The sequence below is a fragment of the Variovorax sp. DXTD-1 genome, from assembly GCF_003984625.1.
GTDB lineage: Bacteria > Pseudomonadota > Gammaproteobacteria > Burkholderiales > Burkholderiaceae_C > Variovorax.
The window spans coordinates 112,883-125,534 of sequence record NZ_RWKH01000010.1 but is presented as its reverse complement, the minus strand read 5'-3'; the positions used below and the strand labels follow the sequence as shown (position 1 = coordinate 125,534).

Below are 12,652 nucleotides of genomic sequence, written 5' to 3'. Positions count from 1 at the left end.
ACTCATGAGCGAAGAGTCGGACCACGTTGGCCTTGGCATGCCAGCAAGTGAACCGCAACTCTTTCTCGGCGCCGGCGAGCAGTATCTTCAAAACGATATGCTTTGGGCATTCCGCCGAAGATCGGCCTCCACCATCATCTGACAAAGTTGCTCGAGTGTGGTGGTGGGCTCCCACCCAAGCTTGGCCTTGGCCTTGGCGGGATCGCCGATCAGAAGCTCCACCTCGGCTGGACGATGGAATTTCGGGTTGATGCGCACCACGGTTTTACCCGTCGCCGTGTCAACTGCAGACTCCGCTTCGCCGGAGCCCCTGAACTCAATGGCTATTCCGGCGGCCTTGAACGCCATACCGACGAAGTCACGCACGGTTTCTGTGCGATTTGTGGCCAGCACGTAGGTATCGGGTTCCTCCGCCTGCAGCATGCGCCACATGCCTTCGACATACTCCTTCGCGAAGCCCCAGTCGCGCTTCGCGTCAAGATTGCCGAGCTCCAGTACGTCCATCTTGCCCAGTTTGATTTTCGCGACCCCATCGGTGATCTTGCGGGTCACGAACTCCCGGCCGCGCAAGGGGCTCTCGTGATTGAAAAGAATGCCGCTGCAGCCGAAGATGCCGTAGCTTTCCCGGTAGTTGATGGTCATCCAGTGCGCATAGAGCTTTGCGACACCGTAGGGACTGCGAGGATAAAAAGGCGTTTCCTCGACTTGGGGAATAGCCTGCACCTTGCCGAACATCTCCGACGTGGAGGCTTGATAGAAGCGGATTTTCGGATTGACGAGGCGGATGGCTTCGAGGAGGTGCAGCGCGCCTACCCCGGTGATCTGCGCAGTGGCCACGGGCTGATTGAAACTGACGCCCACGAAACTCTGTGCAGCGAGGTTATAGACCTCGTCCGGCGCGGCGTCGCGAATCAGTGTGATTGAACTGCCCAAGTCGGTAAGGTCGTACTCGACAAGATGCAGGTCGGGATTTTTTTGAATACCGAGTTCTTCGATGCGCCAGAAGTTGACGGAACTGGTGCGGCGGTAAGTGCCGTAGACGACATATCCCTTCGCCAGCAGCAACTCCGCTAAATAAGCCCCGTCCTGTCCAGTGATGCCTGTAACCACCGCATGTTTCTTCATGGAACCCTCATAAGAGAAAGCGTAGAGCTTTGGCACAGCATTTTGCCAAACGACGATATCTATTTAACACATGTACGTCATTTTGTAACCTGCTCCTTTTGAAGCGCCCGCAGCCCTAAAAAGATGCAACAACAATATGAAACTCTAGGTTCCAGTCATTCGAAATGGTCCAACGGGAGAGATTCCACCCAAAGGCAAAAATGAAGCTGTCGGATGATGCTGCTTTATCGCAGCACGCGGTAGGCTGCAGAAGCGATGCGGCGCAAACCCTTACGCAACTGTCCATGCCGGGTCAAAAAGCGGCGCAGTGGCCCGCTGATCCGCCAGTATGGACTGCGTTGGATCTGTAATAAAGCTTGCTCGGCCGTCACAGTTTGGTACTTTTGCATTTCAAGTTGACGCGCCACTTCGTCCTTTTGCCGCGCCACTTCGTCCTTTTGCCGCGCCACTTCGTCCTTTTGCCGCGCCACTTCGTCATTTTGCCGCGCCACTTCGTCCTTTTGACGCGTCACACCGTCTTTTTGATTCGTGATTTCCCGTGCCAGGGTTTGTAGGTCGGCATTGATCTGCCGCAACCCTTCGGCTTGTGCCAACCGCTTTTCGGCATGTTCGAGTAGCGCGCGAAGTGCTCGAGCCTCCGCTTCCGCCTTACTCTGGGAGAGACGAGACGACTTCAATTGAGAGACCAAGTCGGGCAAGGAAGTACCGGCGATCTGTACCTCGACTTGGGGATCGACGAGGAATTTTTCGAACCGTTCCCCAGAGAGTGCGTGGGTTGCTTCTGCGATCAATTCGGCTCTTGCTGCTCTCTGCCAATCCGACGGTCCCCAACGCGGAGTCTGCCATAGCGCGTGTCGAAGCTCCTCGCGAGTTTGTACGCACCTGAGAATGCACTCGTGTTCACGCAATACAGACGAAAGAATCGGTGCCGGTCCTCGACTCGCCCAAAGACCCGCCTCATAGGCCCAGGGAAATATCGGCTCAGAGTTCTTCAGGAAGTTGTCAGGGGCAAATGAGGGGAACGCGAAATAGTGAACTTGTAGTCCGCATTCGCGGAGCAGTTCGAACAGTGCGAGCGACTGGCGCGAATCGTTGCACTCCAACCAGAATGCTGGCCCGCCCGCGCCCAGAAGCGATCGATTCGCATCAAGAATAGCGTACTCAAGTCCCTCGACATCCATTTTTATCAGATCGACGTCGCCTGCTTGGGTGACGATCTCTGCCATATTGACGAAGCGCATCGGTTTCTTGAGGTGCACGCGCGCTGCGTCATCAACAGGTGCAAAGGATAGAGACCCAAGATTCAACGAGTCGTATGTTGCATCCATCGAATGACCGTCTGGAGTGACTGCCGCTTCGATTACGTTGGATTGGCCTCGAGCGTTGCGGATCGCATTGCTGATCAAGAGCGGAGAAACCGCAGCATTGGCTTCAACAAATGTCGTAGATGCCACATTTGCTGCTTGAGAGAGTCCAATGCCGAAAGTACCAACAAAGGCGCCAATGTCTATAACCTTTAAGGGCTTGTCCTTTGGTAATGCGGCGGCTACAAACCGCACTTCATCATTGGCCCATTCGCCATAGCGGGCCAAGAAGCGACCGATCAAATCGTGCTCGACGTCCGGAACTTCTAGATAACCGTAGCGAGTTTCGAGGATTTTCATGTGGAGACTGTACTTGTAATGGTGCGTGGTCAGCGCTAGAGCAAATGCTGCATGCACCACTGCTGAAATGTACCGGGGCCGCTCGCGAAGGGATTATCGAAAGCTCGACGCAAATCGCCCCTTTCTCGCCAGACAAGTCGATCACGTCTTTGAACAGGCATACCGTCTTCGTAGCAGCTGTAGTGCCACCATCGGCCCGGCAAGCCGATGGCAGCATGGTGGTTGAGACGTTCACGATACCAACGCAGGAGTTCGAACACCTCGACATGGCCGCCAGCAGCCCTGTCCAAGCTCATCTCCCCGACCGAATTAACCTTAGTGAAATGAAAGAACCGAAGGGGGACGTCCGCAGCCATGACTTGGCCATCTCGCGTGATAGTCAAAGGCCGTCGGGAGAGGTTCCAACTGGCGACGTTGTAGCCCGCATCGCGCAGGATGAAAACACCGTCAAATAGCGCGGGAGCGAGATCGCACCATCGCTGGTCTGTGAACAAACCAGCCGGGATGTCGTCGTAGCAGAACTCGCGAAGACGGTCTCCCCACCATTGGGCAAATTGGCGTCCATTCTCATCATTGCGAACCGCCAGGAAGCCGAGGTTGTAGGTTCCGTGCTTGAGGCAGGAAATCTCGTTGTCTAGTACACCTTGGCGATCCAGTTCCTTCGACACGAGATGTGGCGTGAGCACTATGGAACTGGTTTCCAGCGCGGCTTCGACGTGCACGAGAGGTTGAAACACAGCAATGTCGGGATCGATGTAATAAACCCGCTCGGCGCCTTGCGCCAGGATGTGCTGCAGCATGGGGCCTTTGACAGCCGTGCACAGTTCAACGACGTCGTGTTTGAACACCCATTCGTGATGAGACGGAACGTCAAGCTCCCAAACACGCACGATGTGGTCAAAAAGTTCGTTTGCAAGATCAAACTCAAAGCCATCCGGTTCCAGGTCGGACATGCACAACCACAGGGTCCAATCAGGATGATGCTGTTTGATCGTCTCCGCCAGTACACGCGCGCGATCTAGGTAGCTGAAAGAAATGCTCGTGAAGCAGTGAGTCTTAGCCATGGCGTCTGTTTTCCTCGAGCAACAAGTCGGCGGTGCCATGCGTTCGAGAGAGTTTTCCGTGGGACCGCGGTCGCTTCGCCAGCTTGATCATTTGATCGCCCAAGAAGAGAGCGCGCAGCTCGGCTTCACTATGAAGCGCCAGCCCTCGCTGGCCTGGCGCTGAAGCAATCGCCGGCCAGACATTGCCTGCCTCATAACGCGTGACGACAAACGCACCCGCAGCCATTGCTTCATGGGTCGAAAACGAAAAAGTTTCGAAGCAAGAGTACCAGTTGACCACCACATCGATGGCGTGATCGCGCAGCGCTTTGATCATCGCGTCGGGATTGTCAGCATCCACTTCGGTGTAGATAGAGCGCACGCCATTCAGCGTGCTTTCGCCAACTCCAAGCCTGAAAAATTCATACCGCGCATCTTCTCGATGTCGAGTCACCAATGTTGCAAAGGCGGCCCAACCTTTGTGTGCTGCCGGTGGACCGATGAATGCAACTCGAACGGGCCCGGAAGTGCGAGCAACAGCGGCGGCTTCAAACTCCAAAGATGCTGGCGGGACAACATAAGTCCCACTCATCGGCAAGTCGGTGTGCGCACGCCAGAATTCAAATGCACTTAACGACGGCGCAAGAACAACAGGGCTGAGTGCCTCGAAGATTTGCCTCATAGCGGACAAATGCGCCGGGCGGACTTGTCCGTTGCTACACACCATGCACGCGGTCGACTCTGGCACTGGTGCACCGCAGAAGCTCCGATTGTTGCGAAGCAGGAACGGATTGGTACAGAGAGAAAAGAAGTCGTGCGTCCAGATGTAAGAAGGCGAGGGCTGGCAAGTTTTCGCAAGCGCGACCACGGTCGTCGGTGCGAATCCCATCGCGTGGTGCAACACGAAATACAGCGCCGGGGCGGTAGCTCCGGATGGACGCAGAACCTGCACCAGATCTGCTTCCAGCACTACACCCTGTCGGCGTCCATTCAGCGTCAGCACCAAACGCATTTCGGACGGGTGCTGCGACTCGGCCAGCATTGGAACTGGCCAGGCAGGGCTCAGATGAATATAAGTCCAACCCTGCTGTTGGAGCGCCTTTGCTTCCGACGCGACAATGCTTTGTACCCCGCCCACGTTCTTGACGTATTGGTCATGGCTCAGCGACAAGACTGCTTTCCCTGAGCCGATTGCAAATGCGTCTTCCAAACACCTGCGCAGATCGTCAGCGGTGAGCGGCATATCCTCATCAGCAGGCTGCCAATGCAACGCCTGCTGACGCACCGACGTTGCCCCGAGCACAAGGGCCTTGTCGTTGAAATGCACTTCCGGTGGTCGGGGGTGGCGTCCCTCGAAAATTCCCGTATTCGCGTAGTGAAGCAACGGATCGATGCCGGCTGCGGCGACGTCTGGATTCGAATCTAGGTAATAGTTGGTGCTGAATGTACGGCTGGGATCCCGGCGCTCCCGCCATCCATGGGACCTATAGTGTGCGAACGGGTCTACTCCCGCCTCGCGCACATCAGGATAGGCTTCAAGATAAAAGTCTGCATCAAACAGTGCGGCACCGATGTCTTCAGCACTCGTGCGAGAAAAGTCTTTGTTCGTCATAGGTTCCCTGTGCACGCCAGTCTCAAGGTCGAAGGGATACTTATTTTTAAAGTGTTATAGGAAAAAGCCAAGTGCGGCCCCTTAGGGTCGACTATGGAATAGTAGCTGCTTATCGGCTGCTGCTAATGTGGAATGAAAGAAGGAATCCTCATTGGGAAGGAAATTTGTCCTTCAATGCCCAACCATTTAAGAAGTCGCTAAATCCAGATTCGCCTAAGCTCCGTGCGGCAGCTTTGGGGCCTCCCCGCGTCTGAGGCGCGCACGGTCAAGGTGAGCGCGGAACCCAGTGCACAACCCCGATTCGTAAGAACGCGCAGGCGTCGTTCGGATCGAGATCGACGCGGAGATGAGCAAGGCGGCCGACATCGGCCCAGCCCCTAAGGAATCTCGTGGAAATTACGTTCATCCCCGATGCGGGAGTGAACGTGGTGCTCTGCTCTTCTCGAGCTGCAGGCTGATTGTCGTTCCACCAGAAAAGCTGAACCGAGGGAATCGCTCGCTGTCCCTCGCAGTGAAAATCAAAGGCTAAGTAGTCCACATCTTTTGATGCAACAACTTGCGTATGAAGGTCGTAGATCAAGTGCGGGTCAGGGCCCGTAATTCGGTATAACCCATCCGAGGCCGGAGCAAAGCCAACGAGTCGTGGTGTACCGCTCACCGGAATGCTGTGGTCACGGAACTGACTCCAAAGCTGCCGGTCGATCTTGAGATCGAAAGCGTTTTGCGCGTTCATGTAGAGGGCAACAAGAGCCACGCAAAGCGATATCGGTATCGCGAGCAACCACGGCCGCAGTCGCCAAGAGGGGGCGGCAGGCTTTCCCCAGCCAATCAACACGAGAACGGCCGCCAGCGAAATCGCCAAGACGCTCCAGTAAACGTATCGAAAGTCCGCCATCGGTGTAGCCGGAATGTAGCCAAGGATGTATAGCAAGGCAGAAGAACTCAACGCGAGCGCCGCGTTCGAATTCTTGCCTCGTGCCTGAACCAAGCTCGCAGTCAGCACCGCGATTCCTAGAACGAACCAGATGAAAGGCTTGAACAGCAGGGGGGCCAGTCTTGCCGATGCATCGACCCACCAGTGCACGACCCTTGTCAGCGTGTTGTTAGTCTGCGCCAAGCCTAAAGAATTGGCATCGATGCCTGGATGCCAGATGTAATAGGGAGAGTCCTGCGCTGTGCGCAGCAAGTAGACAAATGCAGCCGTCCTGAATTGAAGATAGCGCAAAGGATGGGAAGCGACGGCATCCAGCCAGATCTTGCTCAACTCTGGCGTGTTCAGCGGGTTCCTGTTCGAAAAGTTGCGCCCCTCCGCCAAGCAGAAAGAACGTCCAACCAAACGATTCTGACCAATGACACGCCCTGCGCAATGCTGGATGTTCGAGAACGAAATCCCGGGCATGAGACTCCTGCCTTCGCGCAGCGACAGATGAAATAAGTCATCTACCATCATGTAGCTTGATGGAGAGGTCTTCTCTGCCTTCAGCACGCTGTAGTTCACCACATTGGTTGCAAGGAGCATGGCTGCAAGTGTCAGCATCGAGATCGCGATGGTTTGCCAAGCCTTCGCATCGGGTCTCCAGCGGCTCCATAGGAAGATCAGGAGAGGAGGCAGCGCGAACAACGCGTTGTAACGCAGACTCAGCGCATAGAAGAGCATGAAAACGCTCGTGGACACGGTCACGAATCTCGTGGTTGATAAGCCAAGCGCCACTGCCAGGGCAAGTGCGAAGGCCATTCCTACATCTTTCCAGATGACGCCTGCAAAGTTGAGCACCCAAGGCAACAATCCCACGGCTAATAGCGCCCATGCGCCCCGGGAGGCGGGAAGCAGGCTCGAATACCAAAGAAAAAGCGCGATCCATAGCAGACCAAGTTGCCAAAGAAGCATGCCTTGCGGTCCGTCGGACAGGGTATTGAATAGTGACCAGACCCAGCCCATCACGGGCGGGTGCCAATCCGTGAATTTCAACGTCTTGGACGACTCGTACTGCGCTAGCGAGTCTGCGGACATGAATCCCGGATAGAACGCTACTGCCGTCAACGCGTAGCCGAGCACAGAGGCCAATGCTCCCCACACAAGTGGCCGCCGTGTCCCGCACGCTTTCATGGAGAAGATGCCGAAGTGTCGTAGCAACCTAGACACGCCTTGAATAGGACGCTAAGTACGGTCAGATTGCCTCTGATTGCGGTAATTTTTGTAGGCGTTTCGCCTGTCGGATAGCGCCGGATGGTGGGAAGCTCGACGCAGCGAAAGCCTAGTTTGGGCGCTCTGTGCGAAAGATACGCGAGGAGTTCGTATCCGCTGAATACGTCTCGGAAGACGGCCAATCTTGAGTCCTGCAACATGCGCCGGCTGTAGCCGCGGAATCCCTGCGTGGTGTCCGTCCAGTGGAATCCGGACGACAAGCTCAGCAAAGGCGCATGGATGAGGCGAATCGCGAGGTCGCGTGATTTGGGCGTGTTCTCCGCTTGGCCTCCGGTCACGAATCGAGACGCCTGTACGAAATCAGAGCCATTTTCCAACGCACCGATGAAGCGCTCGATGGCCTCGGGATCATCTTTGTCGTTGCCGTCGATCGTGACAAGATGATCGTATCCTTCCGACAAGGCAAACGCATAGGCGCAGCGTAATTGAGCACTGAGTTTTCCGGGGCCAGTTTTCACCAGCAAGGCTCGAATACGATGCTCGCTTAGCAACGCTGGCTCCAGTGAGCCGTCCTTGCTGCCGCCATCGATGATCAGGATATCCGCTCTCCGGGCGATACCCAGCTTGCTCATTCTGGCCAACAAACGAGCGATCCGCTCGCCCTCGTTGATGACGGGGATGATCACGCATGCACTTTGACTCCTTCCATGCCAAAGCGGCACGTCATAGGATGGAACTTGCCATTGAGAAGGAGCGGGATGCGGTTTGGTTGGATCGGACTGCATAGATTCAGAGGACATCAACGCACTTGGGTCGTAATAAGCGCGACACCCGCAACCACCAGCGCGATACCGACCAGCGTCGTCAAACTCATCGGCTCGCGAAAGATGAATACGGAGCAGAGCGCCACTGCAGCGACGGACCCGGTGGTCAGTGTCGGGTGGGCCACATTCAGTGGCAGCCTCGACAACGAAGACGCATATAGAACAAATGCAATGCCATACAGTCCCAGTCCGAGCCAGAACGGCCAATTGGACAGCGCGGCCAGTGGCGTCGACAAGGACGGAAACCGGCGCGGGGGCTGCATGGCGAGCTTAACCATCACGCTCGCCGAAGCGTTGGCCGCGATACCGAGCAAAAGAATGACCCACTTCATCGGTGGGCGTCGAGCGGCGAGCGTCTGGGGACGCCAGGGGTTCGATATGCAGAAATGGCAGTCTCTAGGGCGCGTCCGATCGAGCTCAGATGGGGCTCACTTTCGGAAGCGAGCATCTCGATGGTCACAATACGATCCGGCAGATGTTTGCAGAGAGCGTCGTGGACGCGCTGGTGAGGCGTTGTCCCGTCTCCAAGGGTTTTCAAATCCGGTTCACTCGCGTGCACGTGCGCAATCAGGTCGGCATGTTGCCTGATCACTTGGTCGACGTCTTCGGCATTGACGGTAATCGCGCCAGTATCCAATTGCATGCGCACGTTTGCATGGCCGACCTCGGTGACCACGCGGGCCGTTTCTTCAGTGGAGGTCATGAAGTTTGCTCCGTAGCGTATTGGATTGGGCTCCAAACATATCGTCACCCCCGAGTCTGCGGCAACATCTCCCAAGCACCGAAAAAAACGAATGGCAGTCTCAAGGGTCTGTTGATCCGTGAGCCCGGAGCGATCGCGGTTGCGCGGTGAACCGAAAACAAGCCGCGTTGCGCCGAGTCCCGCTCCGATGCGTGCGACCGCCGCCAGTCGCGAAAGCATGGCTTTCTGGGACTGGTCGGACCCGAACATGTTCAGGCCGCTTGTTCCGAACAACAGCGATTGCATACCGACAAGCTCCACGCCGCGATCATTCCACCAGCGACGTACGCGAGCGATCTCACTGTCACTGGCATGCATCGGATCAGGGAAGTACTTGCTCGGAGCTACATCGATGGCGTCGACAGCGTGCGCTTTAAGCAATGCAAGAACGGCCTCGTCCTCGGCAGGATCCCAGGCAATGTTGGATATGGAGAGTCTCATGCCTCGTCCTTGGTGTACAGGGTCTTGGGCTCGGACTGCGCATAAGCGCGAATAGCCTGAATGCTTTCACGCGCACTGTACTGATAGTCTCCTGTGCCTCCGAATAGATCTGCATGTACGGTCCGCATGTCGTACCGCGCTGGTTCACCGCTGCCGACATGATCGAAAGGGGTGCCGAAGCCTTGCTCAAAAGCATCTGCAATCCGAAGTGGTGCAGCGGTCAGATGCACGAGCCGCAATTTCGCAGCTTGGGCGAGCCTCAGGTCATGCCATAGGTTGACCATTGGGTAAAACTGAAAGACGCTGCGACCGTCGATCGCATCCACGTTGTTGTCGTTGAGCCGGTCGAAGATCGCATTTTTGCGCAACCCCGGCCCTACCAGTCCTGGCAGTCGTACGACCAAGTGATTGCTGAATTGAGCCGCTACAAATTTTTCCAGCAAGCGGCGATGCAGCCCATACGCACCTAGTTCGTGTTCGGGCACCGGTGAATGTTCCGTTACCTCCGATGGAGTAACAAAAACATCGACGGTGCTGATGAGTACAAAACTTGCGCACTTGATCTTGCTGAGATGCGAGATCAATTTCTCGATCTTGGTCCTGTCTTCCGATGGATTGCGATTGGCAATCCATTTTTGCGCTGGGGCTCCGGCGCAAATCACCAAGTCGAACTCCTTGTCTTCAATATCCTCGATATTGGTCGAACGGTAAAAGGCGTCAAAGTTCGCCTGCCGCATCAAGGTGTTGCCAACAAATCCGCTGTGCCCGATAAGTGCTTTCATGGAATGAGTGTGTAGGGCCTTCAACAGGCGTTGTATTTGCTCAACTCGTCGTCTAGCTTTTCAAGGATGTCATAGATGTTGTCGAGCTTGCCCCCGAGAACTGAATAGCAACCTGGCAGCGACGAATGTTTTTCGAACACGATGGGGCGGCCGTCATCCCCTTCGCTCTTGGTCAAAACGGTTTTAATTTCGAAGATCGACTCCACGTACTGCGCTCCTCTGATGGACGGCATATAGCGGGCAACGTCGCGTACCATTCTGTCTACCCTCGTTTGGCCTTTGTACGCGTCCAAGCGTGCATACGGATTCACTTCGACCGTGTCAATCCAATGCAGATGCGGTGTGAAGCGCACATGCGAAAGCGTGTGCAATCCCCGCGAAGGGTAGGGCATGGTAGAGAAAAACGGACCGTCCATCACCGTAACCCCTACTTGAGCAAGCTCTGGAGGCATTTGCATCAGGGCCATTTCCGTAATCTCCTGCTTCAACGGGAGCTTCAATGCTGGAAAGTCTCCGCCGAGCTGATTCAGCCCGCTGTAAGTACAATTGAATACAAGTTTGGACGTGACTTCTGATGCTCCTGATGCGGAATGATCCAAGGCAATTGTCAGGCGTCCGGCTGTATTTCTAAAAATCTTTTGCGCCTGCGCACTCGTCACGAGTTCGATATCGAGGTCGTGCAATTGTCGAACGGCCCAAGCGTGAAGGCGATTAACGTTGAAGGCATATTCCTGTACTAGATATGTCGCTTCGATGAGGCGCGGATCAAAGAGGCGGGAAAGAGAGGCTGGAGCAGGTTGGATAGAGGCGCCGATTTCTCGGCAAAAGCGTTCGAACTGGCGTGTCGTGACTTTTGAATGCTGGCGCGCGATTGCATATACCTTGTCAAACTCGCTGCAAATTGAGTCTGGCCAATCATTAACGAAACGGGGTAGATTCACACGGCTGCGAAATGCAGTGGTAAGACTGCGCGGATAGTGATAGCCGTTGTGAACCCGCGCTTGATTGCGTCGTGAGGCTCGACTCAGGATTGTCGGCTCGCGTTCAATAATGAGAACCCGGTTCAACCCTCGCTGACGACGAAGGTGTACCGCAATGTTCACTCCGTAAAAGCCTCCACCCACTACGATTGCGTCGTAGATATCGCCCGAACTGTTCATTCCTGTCGCGGGCCGGATGTGGCTGAGGCAATTTCGATGTTCAGCTTCTCCTTGCGGATTATGCGGGCGCTAGTGAACTCCTGTGCGACATGATAGGCTGGGCCCTCGCTCGAAAGCCTTGCCATGTGCAGGATGTACTCCCCCAATACGAGGAGCACCATCGAGATAAGAAAGAACATCCCGGATTGCTGCAAAGACAAACTGACCCAGCCCGGCGCGACATCGGGCTTGAGCAGCCAAACGGCTAAGACATACATCGAATACAACAGATTCGCTGCGGCGCCCAGCAAGGACATCGAAGTAACGAGCCGCATAGGTGCTCGGGTCGTCGACACCAGCAGTCGCATCCCTCTGTCGATGCTGTCCCTCAGCTCCTTGCGCTGTCCGCACTGAGGTCTTGAACTGTAGTTCAAAGTGGTGCGAGCAAAGCCTCCGCTTAACGACAAGTGCCGATATGTAATTGCAGGATGTGGATGTTGAAGGATGAAATTCACTACGCGCCGACTGAGCATTCGATATTGAGGGGCTTCGCTGGCGAGATGAATTCCGTGAAACGACTTGTACAACCAGTTGAAGATCGCATTAGCGCCGCGGTAGGCGAAACTCCGCGCGGGCTGCTGTGTATTTCGAGCGAAAACAACGTCGATGCCGTCAGTAGCTTTTTCGAGCATGGCGCTCATCATTGAGACGTCATCAAGCAATGGGTCAACCACGCCGATGAAGTCACCCAGCGCGTTCTCCAGCCCTATCCAAGCGGCAGTGTCGGAGTCAACCTCTTTTGTCAGCGCAAACACCTGAAGATTCGGCAATCCATCTTCTTGGGTGAGTCGCTTGATGACCTGAACACTTTCATCCGTGGAAGCGTTGTCGATCACTATGAGCTCATAGTCGCTCGCTGCTTCACCTAGTCGAGCTGTAGCCTCGTGCAGGATTGCCTCTACGTCGGCAGCCCGATTGCGAAGTACTAAAACTGCTGACAGGAAAACTGGAAAACGGGGCATTGCGCCAAGGAGTGTGCGTCAGCGAGCAACACACTGTGTATGAATCGAAAAGCCGATTCTAGGCCAGCACCTAAGTGAACTAACCTTCCTGTTAGCGCCAAGCTGCAGTTCG

11 protein-coding genes are annotated in these 12,652 nt (G+C 55.4%); all 11 read right to left on the bottom strand.

Annotated elements, in window-relative coordinates; genetic code table 11:
• Window positions 1–87: 87 nt before the first annotated feature.
• Window positions 88–1,125 carry a GDP-mannose 4,6-dehydratase gene (gene gmd, locus EJI00_RS11710; RefSeq protein WP_126747641.1) on the bottom strand — a complete coding sequence of 346 codons (1,038 nt, stop codon included), beginning with the start codon at window positions 1,123–1,125 and terminating at the stop codon, window positions 88–90.
• Between the two features lie 224 nt (window positions 1,126–1,349).
• A complete protein-coding gene (locus EJI00_RS11705; protein WP_126747640.1) occupies window positions 1,350–2,789 on the bottom strand; it encodes an FkbM family methyltransferase in 1,440 nt (479 codons plus the stop codon).
• A 35-nt stretch (window positions 2,790–2,824) separates the two neighbouring features.
• Window positions 2,825–3,853, bottom strand: a complete 1,029-nt coding sequence (locus EJI00_RS11700; protein ID WP_126747638.1) for a hypothetical protein — start codon at window positions 3,851–3,853, stop codon at window positions 2,825–2,827.
• Window positions 3,846–5,444 (bottom strand): glycosyltransferase family 1 protein, encoded by a 1,599-nt coding sequence (locus EJI00_RS11695; protein ID WP_126747637.1) that lies wholly within the window; start codon window positions 5,442–5,444, stop codon window positions 3,846–3,848. Before EJI00_RS11695 ends, EJI00_RS11700 begins: the two co-directional genes overlap by 8 nt.
• 265 nt (window positions 5,445–5,709) lie before the next feature.
• Complete coding sequence (locus EJI00_RS11690) at window positions 5,710–7,455, bottom strand: hypothetical protein (protein WP_148110633.1); 1,746 nt, start codon at window positions 7,453–7,455, stop codon at window positions 5,710–5,712.
• Window positions 7,456–7,547: 92 nt separating this feature from the next.
• Window positions 7,548–8,276 (bottom strand): glycosyltransferase family 2 protein, encoded by a 729-nt coding sequence (locus tag EJI00_RS11685; RefSeq protein WP_260590686.1) that lies wholly within the window; start codon window positions 8,274–8,276, stop codon window positions 7,548–7,550.
• A gap of 113 nt (window positions 8,277–8,389) precedes the next feature.
• On the bottom strand, window positions 8,390–8,746 hold the full coding sequence (locus EJI00_RS11680) for a DMT family transporter (protein ID WP_126747634.1): 357 nt from the start codon (window positions 8,744–8,746) through the stop codon (window positions 8,390–8,392).
• A complete protein-coding gene (locus tag EJI00_RS11675) occupies window positions 8,743–9,597 on the bottom strand; it encodes a sugar phosphate isomerase/epimerase family protein (protein WP_126747632.1) in 855 nt (284 codons plus the stop codon). Before EJI00_RS11675 ends, EJI00_RS11680 begins: the two co-directional genes overlap by 4 nt.
• Window positions 9,594–10,379, bottom strand: a complete 786-nt coding sequence (locus EJI00_RS11670; RefSeq protein ID WP_126747631.1) for an NAD(P)-dependent oxidoreductase — start codon at window positions 10,377–10,379, stop codon at window positions 9,594–9,596. Before EJI00_RS11670 ends, EJI00_RS11675 begins: the two co-directional genes overlap by 4 nt.
• A gap of 20 nt (window positions 10,380–10,399) precedes the next feature.
• Entirely contained in the window at window positions 10,400–11,539 is a 1,140-nt protein-coding gene (locus EJI00_RS11665; protein WP_126747629.1) for an FAD-dependent oxidoreductase, read from the bottom strand.
• On the bottom strand, window positions 11,536–12,540 hold the full coding sequence (locus EJI00_RS11660; protein ID WP_126747628.1) for a glycosyltransferase: 1,005 nt from the start codon (window positions 12,538–12,540) through the stop codon (window positions 11,536–11,538). The genes EJI00_RS11665 and EJI00_RS11660 overlap by 4 nt, the downstream gene beginning before the upstream one ends.
• Window positions 12,541–12,652 lie beyond the last annotated feature (112 nt).